Origin of the sequence: Streptomyces sp. NPDC058579, from assembly GCF_042718575.1 — a bacterium.
Lineage (GTDB): Bacteria > Actinomycetota > Actinomycetes > Streptomycetales > Streptomycetaceae > Streptomyces.
On the sequence record NZ_JBHXPI010000015.1, the window covers coordinates 76,733 to 98,250 of the forward strand.

The 21,518-nt window shown below is 68.6% G+C and carries 21 protein-coding genes and 1 pseudogene; 4 read left to right on the plus strand and 18 right to left on the minus strand.

From position 1 onward, the window contains the following. Positions 1 to 10 precede the first annotated feature (10 nt). Entirely contained in the window at positions 11 to 379 is a 369-nt protein-coding gene (locus ACFWRO_RS19210; RefSeq protein ID WP_384511674.1) for an SSI family serine proteinase inhibitor, read from the minus strand. A 525-nt stretch (positions 380 to 904) separates the two neighbouring features. On the opposite strand from ACFWRO_RS19210, the gene ACFWRO_RS19215 reads away from it, so the two are divergent. After that, positions 905 to 1,141, plus strand: coding sequence for a winged helix-turn-helix domain-containing protein (locus ACFWRO_RS19215; protein WP_384511676.1), 237 nt, complete (start codon positions 905 to 907; stop codon positions 1,139 to 1,141). Here the strand turns inward: ACFWRO_RS19215 and ACFWRO_RS19220 are convergent. After that, positions 1,041 to 1,289: a hypothetical protein gene (locus tag ACFWRO_RS19220; protein WP_384511843.1), complete on the minus strand. Its 249-nt coding sequence runs from the start codon at positions 1,287 to 1,289 to the stop codon at positions 1,041 to 1,043. The two genes, ACFWRO_RS19215 and ACFWRO_RS19220, sit on opposite strands and share 101 nt — an antisense overlap. A 364-nt stretch (positions 1,290 to 1,653) precedes the next feature. Beyond that, positions 1,654 to 2,226, minus strand: coding sequence for a transposase family protein (locus tag ACFWRO_RS19225; RefSeq protein ID WP_384511678.1), 573 nt, complete (start codon positions 2,224 to 2,226; stop codon positions 1,654 to 1,656). Between the two features lie 299 nt (positions 2,227 to 2,525). Between ACFWRO_RS19225 and ACFWRO_RS19230 the strand changes: the two are divergent. Next, a pseudogene (locus ACFWRO_RS19230) lies at positions 2,526 to 2,795 on the plus strand (ATP-binding protein); the annotation flags it as partial. On the opposite strand, the gene ACFWRO_RS19235 reads toward ACFWRO_RS19230, so the two are convergent. After that, a complete protein-coding gene (locus ACFWRO_RS19235; protein ID WP_384511680.1) occupies positions 2,796 to 3,089 on the minus strand; it encodes a hypothetical protein in 294 nt (97 codons plus the stop codon). Positions 3,090 to 3,821: 732 nt separating this feature from the next. Here ACFWRO_RS19235 and ACFWRO_RS19240 point away from each other — a divergent pair. Next, positions 3,822 to 6,245, plus strand: coding sequence for a SpoIIE family protein phosphatase (locus ACFWRO_RS19240; RefSeq protein ID WP_384511682.1), 2,424 nt, complete (start codon positions 3,822 to 3,824; stop codon positions 6,243 to 6,245). Between the two features lie 392 nt (positions 6,246 to 6,637). After that, positions 6,638 to 7,516: a transporter gene (locus tag ACFWRO_RS19245; RefSeq protein WP_384511684.1), complete on the plus strand. Its 879-nt coding sequence runs from the start codon at positions 6,638 to 6,640 to the stop codon at positions 7,514 to 7,516. A 234-nt stretch (positions 7,517 to 7,750) separates the two neighbouring features. Here ACFWRO_RS19245 and ACFWRO_RS19250 read toward each other — a convergent pair whose 3' ends face one another. From ACFWRO_RS19250 to ACFWRO_RS19315, 14 genes are all read right to left on the minus strand, one after another. Beyond that, positions 7,751 to 8,578: an SDR family oxidoreductase gene (locus ACFWRO_RS19250; RefSeq protein ID WP_384511686.1), complete on the minus strand. Its 828-nt coding sequence runs from the start codon at positions 8,576 to 8,578 to the stop codon at positions 7,751 to 7,753. 96 nt (positions 8,579 to 8,674) lie between these two features. Next, complete coding sequence (locus tag ACFWRO_RS19255; protein WP_384511688.1) at positions 8,675 to 9,001, minus strand: DUF6087 family protein; 327 nt, start codon at positions 8,999 to 9,001, stop codon at positions 8,675 to 8,677. Positions 9,002 to 9,188: 187 nt separating this feature from the next. Then, positions 9,189 to 10,484 (minus strand): DUF317 domain-containing protein, encoded by a 1,296-nt coding sequence (locus tag ACFWRO_RS19260; protein ID WP_384511690.1) that lies wholly within the window; start codon positions 10,482 to 10,484, stop codon positions 9,189 to 9,191. A gap of 13 nt (positions 10,485 to 10,497) precedes the next feature. Continuing rightward, positions 10,498 to 11,661, minus strand: coding sequence for a DnaB-like helicase N-terminal domain-containing protein (locus ACFWRO_RS19265; protein ID WP_384511692.1), 1,164 nt, complete (start codon positions 11,659 to 11,661; stop codon positions 10,498 to 10,500). Then, a complete protein-coding gene (locus ACFWRO_RS19270) occupies positions 11,661 to 12,941 on the minus strand; it encodes a DNA cytosine methyltransferase (protein ID WP_384511694.1) in 1,281 nt (426 codons plus the stop codon). The genes ACFWRO_RS19265 and ACFWRO_RS19270 overlap by 1 nt, the downstream gene beginning before the upstream one ends. Then, positions 12,938 to 13,807 (minus strand): hypothetical protein, encoded by an 870-nt coding sequence (locus tag ACFWRO_RS19275; protein WP_384511831.1) that lies wholly within the window; start codon positions 13,805 to 13,807, stop codon positions 12,938 to 12,940. Before ACFWRO_RS19275 ends, ACFWRO_RS19270 begins: the two co-directional genes overlap by 4 nt. A 558-nt stretch (positions 13,808 to 14,365) precedes the next feature. Beyond that, a complete protein-coding gene (locus ACFWRO_RS19280; RefSeq protein ID WP_384511696.1) occupies positions 14,366 to 14,899 on the minus strand; it encodes a hypothetical protein in 534 nt (177 codons plus the stop codon). 131 nt (positions 14,900 to 15,030) lie between these two features. Continuing rightward, positions 15,031 to 15,576 carry a hypothetical protein gene (locus ACFWRO_RS19285; protein WP_384511698.1) on the minus strand — a complete coding sequence of 182 codons (546 nt, stop codon included), beginning with the start codon at positions 15,574 to 15,576 and terminating at the stop codon, positions 15,031 to 15,033. Positions 15,577 to 15,740: 164 nt separating this feature from the next. Next, positions 15,741 to 16,718, minus strand: coding sequence for a hypothetical protein (locus ACFWRO_RS19290; RefSeq protein ID WP_384511700.1), 978 nt, complete (start codon positions 16,716 to 16,718; stop codon positions 15,741 to 15,743). Between the two features lie 158 nt (positions 16,719 to 16,876). After that, positions 16,877 to 17,443 (minus strand): hypothetical protein, encoded by a 567-nt coding sequence (locus ACFWRO_RS19295; protein WP_384511702.1) that lies wholly within the window; start codon positions 17,441 to 17,443, stop codon positions 16,877 to 16,879. 63 nt (positions 17,444 to 17,506) lie between these two features. Next, positions 17,507 to 19,303 carry a type IV secretory system conjugative DNA transfer family protein gene (locus tag ACFWRO_RS19300; RefSeq protein WP_384511704.1) on the minus strand — a complete coding sequence of 599 codons (1,797 nt, stop codon included), beginning with the start codon at positions 19,301 to 19,303 and terminating at the stop codon, positions 17,507 to 17,509. 34 nt (positions 19,304 to 19,337) lie between these two features. After that, positions 19,338 to 20,093, minus strand: coding sequence for a DUF317 domain-containing protein (locus ACFWRO_RS19305; RefSeq protein WP_384511706.1), 756 nt, complete (start codon positions 20,091 to 20,093; stop codon positions 19,338 to 19,340). Beyond that, the gene (locus ACFWRO_RS19310) at positions 20,093 to 20,503 is read right to left on the minus strand and encodes a hypothetical protein (RefSeq protein ID WP_384511708.1); all 411 of its coding nucleotides are present in this window, start codon (positions 20,501 to 20,503) and stop codon (positions 20,093 to 20,095) included. The genes ACFWRO_RS19305 and ACFWRO_RS19310 overlap by 1 nt, the downstream gene beginning before the upstream one ends. A 152-nt stretch (positions 20,504 to 20,655) precedes the next feature. Then, entirely contained in the window at positions 20,656 to 21,507 is an 852-nt protein-coding gene (locus ACFWRO_RS19315; protein ID WP_384511710.1) for a DUF317 domain-containing protein, read from the minus strand. Positions 21,508 to 21,518: the final 11 nt, after the last annotated feature.

Here is a 21,518-nt window from a genome sequence, read left to right on the forward strand (position 1 = left end):
TGGCTCAGTGTTACTTAATCGGGACGACCGTACCCGCGGAGGCCTGTGCGCAAGTGGGGTTGGGGTAACGCACGTTGAGCACCGTGATCATGCCGTTCCACGTGCCCATGATCTCGGCGTCCACCGGGTCGGTCTCGGGCGCCTTGCAGGACGGGTCGGCCCCGGGGCGGAGCGTGGTCAGGTTGCCGTCGACCTTCCGCAACTGACCACATGCCGTACGCGGATCCGGATGCGAACCACCGTCGGGGCCGCAGTCCAAGGAGTACTGGCGGATGCCGTCCCCGTGGAACACCAGGATGCCCAGCTCGGCCGACGGGGCCTGGGCCGTCGCGGCCTGAGCTGGCGTGGCCGCGAGCACCACGAGGGCGGCAACAGCCATCGAGACGAACGATATGAATCGACCGGCTCCGACTCGGTTAATGGACATGGAACCTCCTTGCGGGGCCGTACGGAACGCACCCCGCTCGACATTTTCCCGGACCGGAAGGCCGCGGACGGTCATGATCAAACCAGTCGCGCAACCGGCTGTCGAATTTTCTGGGACTTTGGATTCCGTGCACACAACCACCGGCAATAGGAAGCTTCATGTCGATCCAACAAAGCCTACGAAGAATCAACTTACGGCCAATTGTCTCAGCCCTATTGATGCGAAACGGTTCGGGTTTTGGGTCGTTGGTGGGATGTGAGCGATCTGGTGGGGGACTGCGGCTGCGGGCGGTGGCCGCATTGGTGGCGGGGCGGGACCGTGAGGACGTGGCGACAGTCTTCGGGGTGTCGCTGAAGGCGGTCGACACGGGGGTGGGCGAAGTGGCAGGCCGGCGGCCGGGAGGCAGCTGGTCATGCGGCCGCGCGGCAAGTCGGTCGGGGTGCACCGAGTACTCGGGGAGGCGGAGCCCAGGCCGCCGTGCGGCAGGCGGTCCTCGACCACCGGCCCTGCGATGTGGGCTTGAGCGGGCAGTTGTGGACGCCGTGGCTGGTGGGTGAGCTGATCGCGAAGCTGTACCGGGTGCGGCTGACCGAGCCCGGGGTGGGCAAGTACCTCAGGCGGTGGGCCTTCCAGCGTCCACAGCGGGCGGCTTCCCGGGGCGAGGGCGGACGCTCGCGCGGGGTGTCGATCGGCAGGCCGCGACGGCCATCTTGACCCGCTGGTAGTGGCCGCAGTAGCCCTTGGTGACAAGCTCCTGGTGCAGCACCTTCGCGCTGTGCTTGCCCTCCTCCCGGCGCAGACGCAGGTACTCCAGGTACGGATCGAGGCTCGTCGGCGGTGTGGGCGGGTCCGCCGTACGCACCCGTCCCAGGTGGCGGCCTGGGCGTACTTGCGCACTGCGCGCCAGTCCAGGCCCAGCTCGCGAGCTGCCGCGTTGATCGAGCGGCCGGTGTCGGTCAGGGTGCACAGCCTCAAACCGTCGCTGGGCGTGGCGACGGGCGGGTGTATCCGCCCGGTCGGACAGCGTGTCAGCGGATGGGTGCTGCGGTGCCGGTTCGGGATCGGGCCGTGCCTTCGGCAGGCAGCCGCGGTGGGCGGCGGCGACTTCCACCACCCGTTTCGGCAGCCCCTGCCAGAGATGGAGCCGGTCGCTGACCTGCAAGGTGTCCGGGGCACCGTCCGATATGCCCTGCCGGTAGACCAGCGATCCGTTCCGGCAAACAACCTCAACCCCGGGATGCACGCGCAGCCAGGCAGAGTTGCTCGGCATCCCGTCCCGCCCGCAGCGCGATCGGCAGTCGGGTGTCAGCATCCACCAGCAGCGTGCCGTAGACGTCCGCGTACAGCGCGAAGTCGTCCACGCCCAGCACCCGTGGAGTTGCTGCCGACGGCAGCGGCATGCGCATCAGGTGGAACAGCACACTCGTAGGCGACAGCGTCACGTTCACGATCTGCAATAGTCGGGCACCGCCCCGGCCGGCGAGCAGTATCCAGGCCATCTCCACCAAGTGCTGCAGCAAGGGAGTGCGGGGCTGGTAGCACACCGTCAGTCCGTCAACCTGCTCGGCGAACGTCCGGCGATCGCAGCGCGGGCCGTCGCAGAACAGCTGCCGCACCGACAGGCCGATCAGTAGCGGCCGGCTACCGACAGCGCGATCAGCCAGCGTGCGGGTATAGCGGCTGTGCACCCGCGCTGAACTCCGGCCGCAATCCGCACAGGCGACCATCAACTCGCGGGTGCGGGCCGAGATGCGAACCACGCCGACCTCCACCCACACCGCATCGAGGTGCGGAGACACGAACCGTACGAGGCCGTCTTACTCGCTGACAATGCCGGAAGGCGTGACGGAGCGTCATCGGCGCACTGTCGCACACTCCCTCTTCACGGAAATGTTGCCAGGGCCGTGAACGTGCCCAGTCACGTACGGATGAACGTGCCCACTTCCTGACAAACCAAGGATTGATCGTGGGCAGCCTGCTGCTGGCCTGTGAAGGGTGGCGGGGGGCGGCTGACCGTGGTCTTGGACTCGCAACGATGGATGGAGCTTCGACGCTTCCGCGGGCTGTTCGAGTCCGGGCGATGAGCCTGTCGGATTTCTTAGTCGTCGATGAAGTGGGCTACCAGCCCCTCGAGCGCGCTGAGGCGAACTTGGTGTTCCAGGTGATCTCCAAGCGCTACGAAAAGGGCTCGATCATCCTGACGAACAAGACCTTCAGCGAATGGGGACAGGTGTTCGGCGACGAAGTCCTCGCCACGGCCATCCTCGACCGGCTCCTGCACCACTGCGACGTCGTCTCCATCAACGGTCCGAGCTACCGGCTGAAGAACTGGCTCGCCGCCATCGAACGCGACACCAACGTGGCTTGATCAATCACCCAGCCCAGGACCTCGGGCCACTGTCCACGGCTCAGCACGCCAACCCGGCAGTTCCTTGTCCAGCCATTCCTCGGGGGTCCGCCGCCAAGGGGCAGTGGAGTTACTGTCGACGACATCGGCCCAGGTGTCCTCCGCGAAGTCAGGGTGAGAGATGCCATGCACGAAGGAATGGAGCTGGCCTTGGGTGGCCAGGTTCAGGTCCAGGAACAGGGTGGAGCCATCCATCACGGCTGCGGCGATACGCGCCCGGCAGGGTGCCCCAGCCGTATTCGCCGTCTCCGTCACGGCCAAGCTGGTAGAGGTCGTCGAAACTCTGGAACGGCTCCGGGTCACAAGCCGACAATCGGATTGAGTACGTGAGGCTCGCCCCGCCCGCTGCCTCCAGGAACAAGCAGTAGGAGGACGGCAGCGGCAGGTCGATCTCCCGTAGAGACGTTCAAGCTCACCGACCTCGAACGGCCTGAACGGCCCCACGACCAGGCGGCCCCGATACCAGCGCGACAGCTCCTCAGACACGACCAGATTGTCGCACTCGTGGCATCCCGAAATCCTCCAAGGCCCCGCGTTACTCGACGTCGAGCTGAGCACGGTGGGGCAGGGTGACGCCGGTGCCGACGGCAGCGCGGTCGAGTTTAAGGACCGCTGACGAAGGCGTGCAGGTGGGGATGGCCGGAGGCGCTGGACGGCTGTGATCCACTCTGTGAGCCTGGTGTCGTTGCCGACGGCGAGAGAGCAGCTCGGTAAAACCTCGGGACAAGCCTTGCGGGTTCGGTCATTTCAGGGCAGGCGGCGGTGAGTTCCTGCAGGAGTACTGGAGGTGTTGCCGGTCACGACTGCGCATGCGGAGCCGTGAACCTTGGACCATACTGATTCTTATCAGCTGTGCAATCCTTGAGCTTTTTCAGTTGGCCACCTATCGGGTGACGCCAACTGTAGACGTACAGGTCAAAGGGGGGTTCGCCGAGTTACAGGCGGTCCAGGCTGAAGAGGCTCCTTGAACGCAGCGGAGGATCCAGCATGACGACCTCCGGCAGAGGAACCAGTCATGCGGCGGCGGCGTCGGCAGGGCTTCTCGATGTGGCGGTCATCCTGTTGGACGCCCAGGGAGTCGTTGCGGGCTGGAGCGCGGGGGCGCAGCAAGTACTCGGCCATACAGAGCGCACGGCTATGGGACGGCGTGCGGACAATCTGCTCGCAGCCTCGGCGCTGACGCCAGAAGCGCTGTCGGCAGTGACTGAGCGGACAGGAACGGTATCGTGGCGTGGCGTGTTGCCACTGCGGCACCGCGACGGGCACGAGGTCCGGGTCGCAACCGGCATTTCCCGGCTGGCGCTCCCTACCGAGCAGATGTACTGGCTCGTCACGGCTACCCTGGCCTGGCCCTGGTCTCGACCAGGCATGCTGTCCTCACTGTACGAGGACTTCCTCGTACAGTCACCGGTCGCCATAGCCGTGCTGGACAATGATCTTCGCTACGTGTGGGTAAACGGAGCGTTGGAGCGTGGCGGGGGAGTCACCAGGGAGCAGGCTATTGGGCGTCGCTGGGGCGAACTCCAACCAGGGCTGATCCTCCCAGAGGCACACGCCTATCTCCAGCGAGCGCTCAAAACAGGAAAACCTGTAATCAACCACATCTACCACGGGCGCGTGAAGGCGGATCCGTTCCACGACCGGGCTTTCGCCATGTCTGCCTTCCGTCTCGAGGATGCGGTGACCGGCAGCACTGGCTTGGGCTTCATGACACTGGACGTCACCGACCACTGGCGAGCGAGAACACGGTTGATGCTGCTCAACGAGGCAGGAAGCCGACTGGGGCGCAGCCTGGATCCTTTGCGCACCGCTCAGGAGGTCTGTGACCTGGTGGTGCCGGGTGCGGCTGACTGCTGCACGGTCGATCTGTGGGACTGGGTTGTTACAGGCCAAGACCCGGTCAGAGAAACAACCGGCGAGGATGTCGTTCTGATGCGAGCAGGTCAATTGTGCTCCGAACCCACCTGCTGGCGTGTGATGCCATCCATGGGCGAACCGGTCACGTACAAGGCACCGAGCTCGGTAGTGGGAATCCAGGCCACCGGCCGTCCCGTCCTCGCTTCCGAGTCCGAACTCGCTCTCATTATGCTACCGGTCGGGAACACTGGTTCCGGCACCGGATCGAACCGTCCGGGCTCGGCGATGGTAGTGCCACTGCGCGTCACCGAAATGATGCTGGGCGTGGCCGTCTTCGTACGCCACAACCTGGAAAGCCCCTTCGACAACGACGACCTCTTCGTGGCGGAGGAAATTGCGGCGCGCGCCGCGCTCTGCCTGGAGAACGCGCGGCGGTACACCCGTGAGCACTCCGCGGCGGTAGCTCTTCAGCACAGCCTTCTGCCGCACGACCTCGCGGGGGAAACGACGCTGGAGATCGCTTGCCGCTACCTGCCGGCCCATGCTCAGGTCGGCGTCGGCGGTGACTGGTTCGATGTGATTCCTTTGTCCGGCTCCCGCACTGCGTTGGTCGTTGGCGACGTATCCGGGCACGGGATCCAGGCAGCGGCGACCATGGGACGACTGCGCTCCGCCGTGCACACCCTCGCCGCGATGGATCTGCCTCCCGACGAGATCCTCGCCCGACTTGACGATCTCGTGCTGCGGTTGGCCGACCGCACCCCGCCCGAGACGGAAAGTCTCGGTGCCACATGCCTGTGCTTGATCTACGACCCGGTCAGCCGGCAGTGCACCATGGCCACCGCAGGCCACCCGCCGCCCGTACTCATCTGCCCAGGGAACACGGTCGTTGTGCCCGAACTGCCGACCGGCCCGGCCCTCGGAGTTGGAGGGCTGCCTTTCGAGAGCACGGTGTTGGAGTTGCCGGACGATACGCTTGTTGTCCTGTACACCGATGGACTGCTGCATGCATACACTTGGGAATCGCAGCCGGGACTCGATCGGTTTGTCCGACAACTCACCGCTGCTGGCCGGCTCCTCGAAGATATCTGCGACAGAGTAATCAACGGCCTTCCCGCGGTTCCGCCCAGTGACGACGTGGTCCTTCTCATGGCACGAACGCGAGCGTTGGATGCCGACCAGACAGCGGAGTGGGAACTCAAGAGGGACCCCGCCGTCGTCTCCCAGGCCCGTACCCTGGTAAACGACAAGCTGGATGCCTGGGACCTGGACGATCTGCAGATGACGACGGAACTCATCGTCAGTGAGATGGTCACCAACGCCATCCGGTACGGCGCCGGGACCATACGGCTTCGACTCGTCCGCTCCCTCCTCCTCATCTGTGAAGTCTCCGACGAGAGTAGCTCGGCCCCGCACCTGCGTCACGCCAGAACGACCGACGAGGGCGGGCGGGGCCTCTTCATTATCGCGCAGATAGCTCGCCGTTGGGGAACACGCCCTTCCGCCACAGGAAAGACCATCTGGGCAGAACAGGATTTGCCTCCAACCGTGTGAGTAGTCATACGGGGGACAGTGAACCTCGCACCCCGCCACGTGGAGTGCGTCGCGATCGTTGAGCCTGCCGATAAGGGGTGCTGACCTGCGGGTTTGTCGAGTGTGCATTATGGGCGCTACGTGCGTTGCGGGCGATATCTTGACGCATATCTGACGCACGTCTGACGCACGCGCGGCTCGTTTTCTGACGTGCCGTCATCAGCAGAAAGCCGCCCTTCCAGCCCGGATGTCATACCGGTTGGAAGGGCGGCTTTCTGCTGTGCGGCTACCCGTTGCGCTTCGTCTCTTGCTGCGTCCACGGTCAACGGCGACCCGCCACGCTCTGTAGTTACTTCCTCGTGGGGAAATATGCCTGCGGTGCTGTGCGTTGGGGCCATCCACGGAGAGGGGAGGTGTCGGAGCTGCGGTTGTTCAAGACGGCGCACGGGGACGTGCGTGAGCTCGCACCACGGCTTGCTGAGGCCGAAGCGGACGTGCAGCGCCTTGTCGAGGCGAACATGGGGGCGCTGTTGGGGGTACGGTTCCTGGCATCCGAGTACGGCACGGGACCGGTCCATGCCGGCCGCATCGACTCGCTTGGGCTCGACGTGAACGGGGCTCCCGTTGTGGTCGAATACAAGCGCGGAACGGATCCGGGCGTGATCAACCAGGGGCTTTTCTATCTGAGCTGGCTCGTGGACCACCGCAGCGAGTTTGAGCAGCTGGTCCGCGACAGGCTCGGGTCGGACGCCGCGGCCCGGGTGCTCTGGAGCGAGCCCCGGTTGATCTGCGTGGCCGGCGACTACACCCGCTACGACCTCCATGCCGTACGTGAGCACTGGCGCAGCATCGACCTGGTTCGCTACCGCTTCTTTGGCACCGGCCTCATCGGCCTTGAGGCTCTGGCCGCTGCCACCGGGCGGCCGACGCATGGCAGGCGGAAGCGGCGCACCGAGCCGGTGGGGGTGTGGTGCGAGCAGATCGCCGAGCTGGCGGCAGCGGCGGACGATGTCCTCCTCGGCCTCGGCGACGGCATCACCAAGGTGCAGCGCAAGCACTACAGCGCCTATCGGCGGCTGCAGAATTTCGCGAGCATCTGCCCGCCGCAGCGAACCAAGGTCCACGTGTACCTCTCGCTCGACCCCGCCGAGGTTGACCTCGTCCCTGATTTCGTCAGGAGCGTGCGGGGCTTGGGTCACCACGGAACAGGCGACCTTGAGGTACGACTGCGGACCGAGCGAGACCTGGAGCGTGCCCTGGACCTGTTCCGGGCCAGTTACGCGGGAGCGTGAACAGCCATGTGAATGCGCAACGGTCTTAGAGCTGCGAGGCTCGAGTCGGTTCTTCTTCGTGAGGCAGCCTTTCGACGGTCGGGCAGGAAGTGGCGGTGGAAAAACCATCATCCCCGGATTCCCCGGTTAGGCTAACCGGGGAATCCGGGGTATCTTTCGCCGCGCGCGGACCATGCCACCACGCAGCAGCGTGACCAGTAGGATCGCTTGCACCTGCTGGGCGGGCCACTGTTGTCACCTCTCGCCGAGGAATTCCCGGGCGCCGCGGAGCCTGATGCCCAGTCGGTCTTGTGTGGCGTGGCTGTCGAGGCGCACGTCCAGCGCACCCGGCAGCCGAGTGTCCGCGCGACGGCCTGCGGGCAGCAGAGAGGGCGAGATGCCGTCCCGGCGGGCGATGAGCACGCCCAGCGAGTAGCGGCTGAGGGCGTCGGCGCCGGCGAGGTGGAAGACGCCGACCTGATCCGAGGCCGCGAGCTTCCACAGGCCGGACGCGAGATCGGCGACATGGACGGGGCAGCGGACGTCATCCGTGAACAGAGCACCCTCCCGCTCGTTGGCGGCTAGCTCGTGCACCACCCGTTCATGTTCAGAATCTCCGTCGCCGACGATCAGAGAGGTGCGGACGACAGCTGCGTCCGGGCACAGAAGCCGTACGGCAGTCTCGCCGGCGGCCTTCGCGGCCCCGTACGGGGTGATCGGGTCGGGGGTACAGGTCTCGTCGTACCGAGCTCTGCCGATACCGGAGAAGACCGCGTCGGAGGAGACGTGCACCAGGCGGATTCCGAGCTTCGCGGTAGCCATGGCGACGTGCACGGAGCCGTCCGCGGTGACTGCCCAGTCCGCACCGCCACTCGTCACGTTGATCACCACGCGAGGCGCCACCGTAGTCAGGAGGGCCTCCACCTGCGCGCGACTTCGGACGTCGAGCTGGTGCCAGGCGCCTGCCTGAGTAACGCCGGGGCGGGAATGATACGAGGCATCTGCCTTCCACCCCCGCCCCTGTGCTTGGCGCAGCAGTTCTGTTCCTAAGAATCCGCTGCCACCGATGATCAGCATCTTCATGCCGCACACGCTAGGCGCTCGACCACCTGCTCCCGCAGCGCTCTTCGCGAAGTGATGCTGGTGCGCGCACATTCCCGCCGCCAGGCGCTGGCCTGTCTAATGGTCCCGCTCCTCCGCCGAGGTCGGCTTTCGGTGTCGACCCCGGCCTTTGCCCATCGCTGGCCGGTCCCACTCTTCAGGCTTCGCCTGCTCGGGCGGAGGCGGATACAGAAGCGACTGGGCAGCGGCCAGGTTCTCGACGACGCCGACCACCTGCCACTCCGTGCCCGTCCACTCTTCGATGGCTCTCGGCGCGCTTGGGTCGACGTGGGCCCCGCGGTGAGGGCCGTTGCCGAGTGACACCGCGCGTTGCTTGCCCATCGAGGCTGCCCTGCGCTCGGCCCGTCGGCGCGCCCACTCTTCCAGTGGTTCGTCATCCTGCATCCAGGCATCGTGACCGAGTTCCGGTCCGGCCCGCCACCCTGTCCCTCGTACGGGTGGTGACGCCTGATGCGGTTACTCGATGGAGGGAAGTGGGAGCCGGGATGCAGACCTCCTGCATGGGTCTCCTCAGCGTGCCTGTTCCAGAAACCAGGGCAGCCAATCCCGAGACGCGGGCGCCAGCCCGCTGTCAGCGGCGATGTACGCGAGGCTGGGCGAGAGTGGGCGGGAGCCGGGGTGCGGTTGCCATGATCGGGGCCGGCGCCGGGTTCGACGTGGGGGCAGGGGCGAGTTCGGTGGCCGTTGAGGTCAGTTCGGCCAGGAGGTGTTCAGAGACGCCGGTGGAGAACCGGATCGTCCAGGTCGCGTGGTCGATGCTGTCGCCGCCGTGGAGGATCCAGCGGTTGGTCGTGGAGTGCGGGGTGTGGTCGAAGGCGATCGAGCGGCCGATTGCCGTCCAGCTGGTGTGGGCGGGGTGGCTCGCGAGGTGCCATCCGGCGGCACGCAGGATCTCGTGGGGGCCTTCGCCGAACCAGACCGGCGGCGAATCGAGGTGCTGCAGGATCGTCGCGATCAGCCCGACGGGGGTGCCGGCGGTGATCGTGGCGTGCCATAGACGTTCGCCGACCGGGCCGTCGTACTCCGCGATCGTCCAGGCGACGTCGGCTCGATGACGGGCCTCATGGTCGAACTCGGCCCGGAATGCCAGGGATTCGTGGACAGCGATCGTTGTCTCGTCGAATGGCCGGTACTTCTCCCACTGCGGGGCGTCTTCGAACAAAGCCTGGAGGAAGGATTCGTGCTCGCCGGGGCCGGCGGCCGGTGGCTCGGTTGTGGGAATCACGACTTCTTGGGGAGCGGCCAGCGTTTCTCCTGTGAGGACTTGGCGGACGGTGCGTTCGAGGCCGGTCAGTGGGGCGGGGCCGGGGCGGACGGCGACGGAGTACAGCCGGTGGAACTCGGCGATCGCCTCCGTCTCGCTCTCGAACGTGGAGGTGACCTGCCGGACATGGTTCTCGCCGTGGAGGTGGACGTGGCGCACGACCCCGGTGGTGTAGCTGCCGACGGCGACGGTGTTCTGTCCGTCGTCGGCGTGCAGGTGGACGACGAGGCGACCTTCGGCGATGTCGTCGTGGATGCGCTGGGCTTCAGCGCTCACTTCGCGGACTTGTTCCGTTGTGCACCAGGGGAAGTGGTAGTTGCCCCATTCCCACTCGGTGTCGATCTCGTCCTGGAGGCCGGGTGCGATGTCGACGGTGAAGCCGTATCGCTGGAGCTGTTGGGCCGCGATGCCGGCGTAGTGGGGCTCGTCGCGGTCGATGCGGGCGAGAACCATGGTGGTGGGGCTGGTGCTGCGCCAGCCGAGGTCGTGGAGGTGGGAGCGTGCGGCGTCGGCTGTCGGTCCGCTTGTGGTGGCGATGACGCCGGGATGATGGTCGGGGTGCAGGGTGAAGCGGATGTGGGCGTTGGCAGGGGCGTGGGGCATCGAGGTCCTTCGGCTACGGGACTCGGCCGGCGGTGGGCTGCCGGGCCGGGGTGGGGACGGGAGCGCGCTGGGTGGTGAGGGGACTGCGCGGGCCGGCTCGTGGGCTGGTGGTGGATTCAGCGGATGAGGGGGAAGCCGGGAGGGGACGGGTGGCGGTCTGCCAACGGCTGCGGACGTTGTGCAGGTCGGCGAGCGCGCGGCGGCTGCCGGTGACGAGTTGGTGCACGGTGTTGGCCGGGTCCGCGGTGTAGGCGGTGATCTGCCGGGCCGCGAGGAGGGCTCGGGTGAGCAGGTTCCGTTCGAGCAGTCGCTCGCCCCAGTAGTCCGCGGAGCCGACGGGCTCCGACAGCAGGGCGATCACGTCGTCCGGGGCGATGCCGGTGGCCAGGAGGCCGCGCTGCTGGGCCTCCCACAGCATCGTGACCGGGTCCACGGGATCTCCGCGGTGGGTCAGCGCGGTCACGGCCTGCCACAGGCCGGCGTGGACAGGGTCGAGGAAGTCGTCAGCGGTCAGCCAGCGCATCCCTTGAACCTGTTCCGGCCGGGACACGGCGCAGGCGAGCAGCCACTGCTCGGCCTCCCGATCTTCGTCGCGCTCGGCCGGCCGAGGGGCCGGCGGTAGAGGGGTGCGGGGGAGAGGGGTGCGGGGGAGAGGGCGGGCGTGGGAGGGGAACCGTTCGGCAAGGTGATCGAGGTGAGTGGCGAGGGTGTCGGCGGCGGTGAGAGTGTGTCGCGGCCGGTCCGGCACGGTGATGTCCGTGGCGGCCTGAGCGAGTTGCTCGGCGTGGAGACAGATGGTGCGCCGGGCGTGCTCGGCGCGGATGACGACGGCGTACGCGGCCACGTGCTGGGGCTGGGGGCAGGCGGAGATGAGGGTGTGCATGTAGGAGGGGGTCAGGCCCGGCGCCTGCGGCCGGGCCTTGGCCAGGACCGCGGTCAGCCAGTTGAGCCCGGCGCTGGTGGCCATCACCTCCGGCGCGGAGACCTCCTGCATCGCGGCGAAGACGGCGGCGTGGACGGGGCTGTCGAAGGACGAGGGACAGATGTCCTCCACGGCCGGAAGGAGCGCCGGCTGGAGGAGGACAGCACCAAGGAGCGCCTGCTCGGCGTAATGGAGTGGCGGGCGCTCGGTCGGCTCGTACAGATCCTCGGCATCGGTGGCGGGGGTGGGGTGCATCAGGCGGCCAGGGTGAAGTCGTCGGCGGTGAGCGTGCGGTCGAGGTGCGGGGCGAGGAGATGTGCGGCGAGCCGGGGCGGGACGGCATTGCCGATCTGCGAGAACCGCGCACCCTTGGTTCCCTGCCAGGGGTAATCGGCGGGGAAGGTCTGCAGGGTGCCGGCCTCGGCGGCGGTGATCCGGATCGGCGCCGGCGTCTCCTGGGCCTTGACGTGGTCCGGGTGGGCGACCCAGGTGCATTCGTTGGCCCGGTGCCCGAAAAACAGCGTGCCCGCGGGCTCCGACACCGGACGGACGGTCGCGTTGGACTGGTTGTTGCTGCGCAGGGCCCAGGTCCAGTGGGTTGCCTTGCTGGTGCACGTCGGGGCCTGGCCGGAGGCCGGGCTGTCGCCGCGAGTTCCGTGCCTGGCCGTCCAACCCGCGCCGCGGGTCTGGGGCTTGAGGACGACGTCCGCGGGCCTCGGGGGCTCAGCCCAAGTCCCGCGGTCGCGCGCGTCGGTCAGCGTCTTGCGGGCGCCGGACGGGAAGGGCTCGGGGCCACCTCCGGGTCCACCACCGGCACAGACGGTCGGTACGGGGCGGTCGGTGGCGCCCCATCCGAGTGCCTCGGCCATGGACACCCACCGTTCGCGACTGGGCCCGAAGAGGGTCTCCGGCTCGGCGAAGCGGGCGTGCGTCGGCGGCGGGGGTTCGGCAGTTCGGACGCGCGAGGCGAGGAGAATCGCCCGCTTGCGCGTCTGCGGAACCCCGTAGTCGGCCGAGTTGAGGATTCCGGTCCAGGCGGAGAAGCCCCAGGACCGCAGGATCGCGGCGTACTGCTTCCACAGGGGGAGGACATCGGGGACCTCCTCCATCGCCACCCAGTCCGGCTCGCCCACCGATGCGAGAGCACGCAGATAGCGCATCGGCTCTGCCGCCAGGAGGGACCGCTCATCCCGGCAGGCGCCGAGGAGCTTCTCGCGGGTGTCGCGGCCGGCGGCGAGATCGGCCACTGCCTGGTGCACGAGCGGCTGGTCAACCAGCCCCAGACGCTTCCCCGCCATGCTCCACGCCTGGCACGGCGGGGAGGCGATGAAGCCGCGCGTGCGCCCGGCGAAGATCCCGGCCGGATACATCGCGACGTCCGTGCGGATGGTGAGCAGGCCGGCGGCGGCCCTCGTCTTGCACGCCCACTCGTCCCACTCCAGGCCGACGTCCCGGATCCCGAAGCGCTGTAGGGGGACGCTCCAACCGCCTGGGCCGGCGAACAGGTCGATCACGAGATCCCGGCCCGTGATCACGCCGTCAGCCCGAAGTCGTCCTGGACCGCGTCGGCTTCGCTGCGGCACGACCAAGGTGAACAGCCGTTGACGACCCCGTCCTCCAGCGCGGAGGCCGCGTCCTCGCCCAGCGCCGCACGCTCCGCGGCGGTGACATGGTCGATCGGGGCCTGGTCGAGGGGGACGCGCGAGCGGTGGAGGAAGGCTTCGCCGAGCAGTTTGTTCCCGGTGGCGTTGGCCCGCGCGTTGCCCTTGCGGATGGCGGCGTCGAATTCCACGACGTCTTCCCATTCGGTAGGGGAGGTGTCGCGTATGTGCCGCCACTGGGCATTGCCGTGGAATGGGCACCCGAGGCAGCTGGACTTCGGGGTATCGGCGAGGCCGAGGGAGGTAAGGTAGCGGACGCAGTCCGAGCGGGACCAGTCCATCTCGATCAGCGGGTGCAGGTTCCGCATGTACTGGACGTCGGCGTCCTTGGCGCGGTGGAATTCGTCGGTGGATATGCCGATCCACTGCTCGACGAACACCCCCTTCGGTACGCGGGTCGGGTACGGGTATCCGAGGAGCTTCCGGATCGTCTTCTTGATTGGCTTGACCTTGTATTCACCGGTGCACTGGCGCCTGGTCATCCCAGGTCGGCCGTCCCTGTTCAGGATGTAGAGCGGCATCGAAGCGAAGCGGTGATCGGGGTTGAGGGCGTCCTCGCGGATATTGCCCGAGGAGACGCGGAGGATCGGTATCCCGGCAGGGGTTGCTATCTCTTCTTCGAGGCGGTCGAGGTGGCGGTAGACGGATTCGGGTTCCCAGCCGGTGTCGGCAAATATCGCGTAGTCGACCTTGGGGAGGATCCCTTCCGCGGAGAGCGCGAGGAGCGTACTGGACTGAATTCCGGCACCGAGGGACAGGGCGCGGAACTGGGGGGCGGGGGAGAGCGAGCGAGAAATGGAAATTCCTTGTGCGGGGTGGAGGAGGGGCGCCGCGTAAGGACTGGCGAGCGCGGAGGGCGGTGCGGGGTGAGGAGCCAGGGAGGCGAGGAGGCGCAACCGGGCGCCGGAGGGGTTCTCGGCAGTCAGCGATTGGGTGCCCGAGCGGGCTGGACAGCCGTGGCGCGAGGACGCGTGTCGGCAGGGGCCCGGCCGAGGCGCGATGCAAGGGCGAAGCATCCGGAGTCGGTCAGGTGGAGGCGGACCGACCGAGAACCGGGTACGGGGTGGCGCGCTTCGCGCAGGACCCAGCCTCGAGACTCCAGGGACCGGATGGTTCCGCGGCCTGGCGGAGGGCGGCGGCGCGCTCGGCAAGATCCAGGGCCCTGGCCGGGGCACTGGGCTCACCGAACTGCAGGGCAGCGAGGTGGTCCCGAAACCGCGTGGTCTGACTGGCGGGGGTGAGAACGGAGGCAGGAGGATCGTCCGCCACCCACTCTCGATCCGCTGCGTGTGCGGTCGTCATCGCTGCCGTCCGTTCCCACCGCCGAGGGGAGGCATCGGCAGCGGGGTGGCGCCGGGCCCGGAGCGGCTGCTGGTGAGGCTGATCGGCTCCGTCCGGCCCCGGGCTTCGGAGTCGGCGGCGGTCCAGCTAGGGGGCGGGGTTCCCGCAGGCTCGGCTTCGAAGGCCGGCGCGACGCGGTCGAGAGTCGTGGCGATGAACTGGGCCTGGTCGAGGGCCTCGCGGAGGTGGTCGGCGGCGTTGTCGGGGAGCTGGTCCCACTGGGCCCGGTACTGGTAACGCTGGATGATCTCCGCGGCGTTGCGCATCTGCTCGGCGACCTGCCGCAGAATGGCGACCTTCTGGTCGCGTGCTGTCGCGGTGTGAGTGGCCTGGAGGAGTTCGTCCAGGGCGGTCGGCAGGGGATCGTCCTCTGCGGGCAGTCCGAAGAGCGCGGCGTGGATGACCTGGGCGAAGCCTGTGACCGGACCGCCGCGGGAGCGGTAGTTGTAGTCGGCCGCTGCCTGCCGACGGACGCCGAAGCTCACGGTCACGTCACGGGGCGCGGCGCCGGGGCGGATCTGGTCGGCGAGCGCACGGGCGACGTCGTGCGCGGTCGGGGTGTCGGAAAACGTGAGAGAACCTCCGTTCAGAACGGTCCTGTTCAGGGGGGAGTGCGGACGCTTCAGCGGCCCTTCGCTACGCGAGGTGTGGCGGCGGGAGGCCCGGGTGGAATCGAGGCCAGGCCGGAGCTGGTGGTGGAGAGCGCACGACCGGGAGCATCGGGCCGGCGGCGTGAAGGAGTGGGCATCAACTTGGACGCAGGGTCCCGTAGTTCGATGGCCGCTACTTCGAGGATCTCGTCAGCTGCCTCCCAGCAGCCGGAGACCACCTCGTTGACCTGCTGGCGAGGAAGCTCCAGGTCCAACGGGCTGTCACGTCGCGCGGGGTGGGTGGTGAAGTGGTATTGCGAGATCTCCGTGTGCATGCGGCCGAGCTCTGTCAGCGCCTCGCCCAGCGGGGCGAGGGCGCTGCTGTACGCCTGGAGTGCAGCCTTCGTCGAGTCTCCGGACATGAGGTTGGACAAGCAGTCGTTGATCTGGGCGCTCACGGCGGTGGTGATTCTGGCCAGATCGTCGACGCGTGCGGAGACGCTGTTCACGGCCGGGATCGCGGGTGGGGGAGGCAGGGTCCGCAGCTGGAACCGGAGGCGCTCGACCTGGCCGGCCATGTCGTAGAGGGCGAGTGCGCGGGTGTTGCTGGACAGGAAGATCTCCTTGTGTGGTCACCTTGGCGGCGTACGGCGGGGGCGGAGTCGCTGGGGCGTGGTGAGGGGGCGGCCGGAACTTCCGCATCGGACTATCGGGGCCGGCTCCGGTCGTCGGGCCGCCCGGGTCAGCGGCGGAGGGCTGGGGCGATGGAGGGGCGTGCCGGGCGTGAGAGGGCCTGAGCTGCAGGCGGCGGGGACGGGATGGCCGACTGCGGGTCCTCGGGGGCGGGGGCCCTTCGTACCGTAAGAACGGGCACGGGGGAGTCGTCGGCTGTGACGCCGAGTACTCGGTCGCCCGGGCGGAGCTGGTCGGCGGTGATGCTGATCAGGTCGTGCACCGCGTAGGGCTCGGCGTGCGGGCTCCAGCCGAGGGCGTGGAGGGCGGATTCCAGAGGTTGGTCGTGCTGGGTCATGGCGTTGCGCAGGGTGCCGGCGGGGATCTGGGTGTGCCGGGCCCAGTCCTCCAGCCCCATGCTGAGGCCGTAGGCCCTGTGGGGAGTGCCGGAGCCCAGGGTCGAGCGGTTCTGTGGCTCCTCGGCGATGGCCTGTTCGGGATCCCAACCCTGAGTGAGGCGCCGCCGGTTGGTGGTGGTGGCGCAGTTGGCGCGCGGGTCGACCCCCCAGTGGCAGAGTGGCTTGGTCTCGCCGAAGGCCGTGATGCGCATGGTGAAGTCCGGGCCGTCGGCTCCCTTGAGCAGAGCTTCTTCGAAGGTCATCCCGAACTTCGTGATCCGGTTGTAGAGCGTGTGGTACTTGATCCCGGACTGGTCCGCCCAGCCACGCAGGGTCAAAGTCCGCCCCTGGTAGGTGTGTTCCAGGACCGGCTTGTCGTGGCGCTGCCGGGTGATGGCGTCTTCGGGCAGCCATCCCAGAGCGAGCCGGGTCCGCAGGGCTTCGCGGTTGACCACGCAGCGGGGATCCTCGGCCCAGGACGCCAGTGGCTTGGACTCACCGAACGCGGAGATCTGTCCGCGGGACAGTTCCCACATGTAGCGGTCCCGGCGCCGGTCCTTCGGCCAGGCCGTGCGCCGGTCCGAGGACCGGCCCGCGGGCGTCGACTGGGCGACGGGACCGGGCGCTTCGCCGGAGGAGGAATCGATCATGTGTGTTCTTTCATCTGGCCCATGGTGAAGAGGAGGTGTCGGGTGAGGGAGTCGAGGTCGTCGGGGCTTGGGACCGAGGTATGGGGAGAGTCCAATCGGTGTCCTGGGTTCGGTGGGTGAGACCGAGGGCAAGGCCCGGTCCGAGGGGGCGGAGGGGGTCAGCGACCCCGGTCCCGGAGCACGGGGGGTTCGGATGCGGTCGGGATCTTCACGGCCGTCACCCTGCGCTCGGCGGCGGCTCGGTCGATCAGGAGCTGGTCCTCGGCACGGGCGGCGGCGGAGGCCAGACGCCGGGAGAGGTTCTGGGCGAGCCCCCGGTAGGTGCCGGCGGCGCGATCGAGATCTCCCGTCGCCTCGGAGAGGTAGCTGCGGCTGGTGTCCGCCGTCCGGTCGCCGTCCTCATAGAGGAGGGCGTCGGTGCGGCCGGTGATGCCGTACGTGCACAGGGAGGCGGCGACGGAGATCCGCAGGGCTGCCTCCGACATGGAGGCGAGGTTCTCGTGCCCGTTCTTCATGACGGCGTACTGGCTGGTCGAAAGGGCGTCGAGCTGCTGCAGGCACCGGATCGCCAGGTGGTGGGTGCGTACGGCGATGGGGGCGATCTCCCGTACGGGCCGGGCGATCTCGCCGGCCCGGACGCCGTCGATCTCGGCGCGCAGTTCGCCCAGCTCGCCCGGCAGAAGCCCCAGGATCCGGGTCTGTTCGGCAAGGTCGATGATCTTCACTGGTCTCCACGAAGCGGGGGTGTGCGGATAGGGCTGGGCCCGTCAAAGGGGGAGGGGAGTTCCTTACGCGGCCTGGTCGAAGTCGCTCTGGGCCGGCTGCTGTTTGGCGACGGCGCGGGCGGTGATGGCCTTCGATGCGCGGGCGGAGGCGGCTGCGAGTTCGTCGGAGCCGGGCTCGGCGTACCAGGGGCGGAGGGCCAGCATTGCGACCCTCATGCCGGTGGCCAGGCACAGGGCAGAGCCCTTGGGGAGTGCGCGGATCGCGTCGGCGGGCAGGATCCGCTCCTGCCGCATCGACACCGAGGTGGACTTCCCGGACTCGGAGGTCGAGGTGGAGGTGGTCTCGACGTTGTGGTCGCCGACCATCCGGCTCAGCTTGTCGGCGAAGTCCGGATCATCGATGCCGGACCCGATGATCTTCACGGTGGCCGCGCTCCACATGGCGTCCATGCCCGCGTCGCCCCACACCTTCTGGCCCTGGCGGTAGGACTGCAGGATGGTGATCGGGATGATCCCGCGGGACCCGAGGTGCGAGTACAGGTCCGGGAGGTCGGCGATCTTGCACACATTTGCGGCCTCGTCGAGGATCGCGAGCATCGGCGGGTCCAGTCGCCCGCCGGCGCGCTCGGCCTGGGCGGTCGCGGCCCGCATCACCGAGTCCGCGCACGCCGCGATCAGCGCGCTCGCGCCGCCTCCGCCGTCCTTCGACAGCAGGAACAGGGAGTCGGTGGAGGTGACGAAGTCGGCGGGGCGGAACTCGTCGACGCTGCTCTGTGGGGTGACCCAGGCCGCGATGTCCTGGTTGAGCAGGGCGGAGGCGTACTGCCTCGCGGTCTCGTAGATCCCGTCACGGGTTTCCGGCGGGCCTTCCACGGTCCCCTTCAGCTGGGAAGCGACCGCGGTGAACTTGTGGTCTCGCAGGATGTCCAGCGGGGTTCGGTCCGCCGGGAAGGCGAGCCATCCCATCACGTCCGTGATCGGCCGCTCGTCCAGGGCGGCAGCCAGGAAGAGCTGCGCCAGGATGTTGGATCCAGCCTTCGACCAGAAGTCGCCCTGCTGACTCGCGTCGACGCTCGCGGCGAGGAAGTGCCCGGCGAGCCGTCCCGCGCCGTCGAGCGTCTTGGCGTCGGCGAGCGGGTTCCACCACATCGTCCGCTCGGCGTGGGCGATCTGCTGAGGGTCCATCGACCACACCCGTCCGACCTGGCAGCGGGCGTCGAAGCACGCCGTATAGGCGTCGCCGGCCGCCTTGTTGGATGTGAGCAGGACGGGCCCAGGGGCGGCCAGGATTGACGGGATGGCGAGGCTGGTGGTCTTGCCGGAGCGCGGGGCCATGATCGCGACGGCCACATCCTCGAAGCCCATGCGGACCTCGTGGCGGGTCCCGGCGAGGTTGCCGACCAGGATGCCGGCGTCGCGGGGGGCGATGTGCTTGGCGTGTTTCAGGCTCGGGCGCAGGGAGCGGGTCTTGGCCTCGACGGCCTTGGCGAGCAGGGGCTGGATGTCGCGGGCCGTCGCCATCCCGGCGACGGTCTTCTTCCTGCCGCCGCCGGACCGGTTCTTGTACCGCATCCACAGGAGGCCGGCTGTGACGGCGAGGAGCAAGGTCAGCAGGACGGGGATGACGCGGGTGGTCAGGAGCAGGGACGTTTCTCCGGCTGCTGGCCAGAGCTGTTCGGGGCGAAGGAGGGCGTCTCCCGGGCGGTAGGGCACCCAAGGGCCGGTTCCTGCCGCCCAGGCGGCGATGTTGCTGCTCAGCCAGGCGATGGAGGCGGCGGGAAGGCCGACGGCGAGGGCGGCGAGGAGCACCTTCAGGGCTATGTCGTAGCCGTCGGAGCTGGAGGAGGGGGCGGATCTCAAGCGGAGGGTCCTTGGACGGTGCGGGCGGGGAGCGTCAGCGGGTGCGGCGGCGCGGCGATGGGGGCGTCGGTGGCGCGGGCGGAGGCGGGCTCGCGCGGCGGGCGGCGAGTTGCTCGATCCGCTCCGGCAGCTCCCGGGCCACGCTCTCCGCCGGCTGTTCCTGCCACTGCAGGGCGACCCGGTGGAGGGAGAGGCCCTGGGTCTGTTCGGAGGAACGGCGCACCGGCTCGGGGTCGGCGAGAGCCGCGAGGAAGGCGGCCACGAGCACCCGGGGTGTGGCGCCGGAGAACCTGGCCTTCCACACGGGGTCGTCCGTGTAGAGGTTGGCCGTGATGCGCCAGTCGGTGCTGCCGGAGTAGTTGTGGCGCTCCCCCCGAACACGGCTGTCCGGGGAGCGGAAGTCGCTGTTGGAGGCGACGTCCCATCCAGCCCGCGTGAGCACCCTGTACGGCTCGGCCATCGCTGCGGCGTTGTAGTCGGGGTGGCTGAACGCATCGGTGACCGCGGCGATCAGCTCGACCGGCGTGGCCCCGTCGAACGACGCCTGCCACTGCGCACCGGTGCGGCCGTCACGGTGGGAGAGGTGCCACCACGGCTCGTTGAGGGCGGGCTCCAGGCGGAGCATGGACTTCTGGTCCGGACTGGTCAGGATGACCCGGGGCATGAGCGGGTCCTGCCCGTGGCTCCATCCGGCGCCAGCGTGCAGAGCGGCCGTCACCCACGCCGGGTCGCCTGGGCCGGCGAGGTAGCGAGGGGAGACGAGAGCCTGCGCGACCTTCGGGGTCTTCATCAGCGCCTCCCCGCCGGTCGGGCGGGCGCCGGAGCTGGAGCCGGGACCGGTATCCAACGGGCGGGCGCCTTGTGCGCGGCAGCGTGGATGTCGAGGAGGGTGTGGCCGGCGGTGGCCCACGTGTCGAGGTAGCCCCATGCCTCCTCGTTGCGCTCGGCGATGGAGTCGACGAACTTCTCCGGCGGGACGGGTGCGAAGCGTTGGGCTTCGCGGACCTCGGCGTGCTCGCGGCGCAGTTCGTCCAGCCGGTCGAGGGCCCGGTTCAGCTCGCGCAGCTGGTACGCCCATTGAGGCGAGATGTCGCCCGCGGGGAGGTGCTGCAACTGGACGGAGGCCGTGGCGAGGAGCTGGCGGGCGCCGGGCCGGACGGACAGGAACGCTCGCCAGGTCTCGGAGTCACGCTGGACCATGCGCCAGCCGTAGGCGACTTCGTCGATCGGACGTCCTTCCGCGTCAGAGTGCTCGTCGGAGTAGGTGTCCCAGGCGGCGAGGATGGTCTCGCTCTCCGCCAGAAAGGTCTTCAGCTGTGCGAGCAGGAGGGGGTGGGAGTCGGAGGGCGTGCTCAGGGCGGATCCTTCGGTGCGGGTGGGGGCAGGGAGGCCAGCTGCGGGTCAGCGGCGGCGTGCGGAAACGGGGCCCGTAGGGGTGGTGATCGTGGGGGCGCGGGCCTGTGCCGGCGGGCTTCGGTGAGGCGATTGCGGTGTGCGGTGACGATGCGGGTGCCGATCCCGACTTCCCGGCCTACGTGAAGGTGGGGGCCTTCATCGATCTCGAAGCGGGGACGCAGCACGGGAGCCGGGTCGCAGAGCGCGGTGGCCATGGCGTTCAGCACGTGGCCAGGGGCGCGCGAGTCCAGGGCCACTCGCCACAGGAAGCCCTCGGGGCCGTAGGGCCCCCAGTTCCGGGCGGCCTCGACCTCCCAGCCGCACAGGCCCATGGAGGGCGAGACGCGCCGCTCGGCCACGGTGGTGCGGTCCGGGGAGACGACCTTGTGCCCGCCATCGCCGTCGGCTGTGTGCTTCCAGCCCTGCTCGGCGAGGATGCCGGCCAGGTCATCGGAGGCGCTGTCTGGCGTGGGGCGCACGAGAGCGTCGGTGAGTCCGGCGATGATCTCCACGGGGACGTCCCCGCTGAACGAGGCGTACCAATTGTCTCCGAGCGTGCTGTGGACCTTCCACCAGCCGTGGAAGTGGTGAGGGGATGGCTTGAAGACGAGCTCGTGCTCACGGTCGGGGCTCTTCATTCGGATGACCGGGTGCAGGGGATCGGAGTGCACGGTCCAACCGGCGGCGTACAGAGCGTGGGTGATGTGCCGGGGATCGCCGGGGCCGGCCAGGTGGCGGGGTGAGACCGGCGAGCCGAGCTTGCCCAGGCAGTCGTCGTTGAAGGCATCCAGCTGACGCGAGTCGATCACGGAGGAGCTGC

Coding starts and splice junctions, on each gene's coding strand:
- ACFWRO_RS19290 (WP_384511700.1), bottom strand. CDS start 16,718: ATGATCGATTCCTCCTCCGGCGAAGCGCCCGGTCCCGTCGCCCAGTCG.
- ACFWRO_RS19265 (WP_384511692.1), bottom strand. CDS start 11,661: ATGCACCCCACCCCCGCCACCGATGCCGAGGATCTGTACGAGCCGACC.
- ACFWRO_RS19305 (WP_384511706.1), bottom strand. CDS start 20,093: ATGAAGACCCCGAAGGTCGCGCAGGCTCTCGTCTCCCCTCGCTACCTC.
- ACFWRO_RS19240 (WP_384511682.1), top strand. CDS start 3,822: ATGACGACCTCCGGCAGAGGAACCAGTCATGCGGCGGCGGCGTCGGCA.
- ACFWRO_RS19310 (WP_384511708.1), bottom strand. CDS start 20,503: ATGGTCCAGCGTGACTCCGAGACCTGGCGAGCGTTCCTGTCCGTCCGG.
- ACFWRO_RS19255 (WP_384511688.1), bottom strand. CDS start 9,001: ATGCAGGATGACGAACCACTGGAAGAGTGGGCGCGCCGACGGGCCGAG.
- ACFWRO_RS19250 (WP_384511686.1), bottom strand. CDS start 8,578: ATGAAGATGCTGATCATCGGTGGCAGCGGATTCTTAGGAACAGAACTG.
- ACFWRO_RS19260 (WP_384511690.1), bottom strand. CDS start 10,484: ATGCCCCACGCCCCTGCCAACGCCCACATCCGCTTCACCCTGCACCCC.
- ACFWRO_RS19210 (WP_384511674.1), bottom strand. CDS start 379: ATGGCTGTTGCCGCCCTCGTGGTGCTCGCGGCCACGCCAGCTCAGGCC.
- ACFWRO_RS19285 (WP_384511698.1), bottom strand. CDS start 15,576: ATGGCCGGCCAGGTCGAGCGCCTCCGGTTCCAGCTGCGGACCCTGCCT.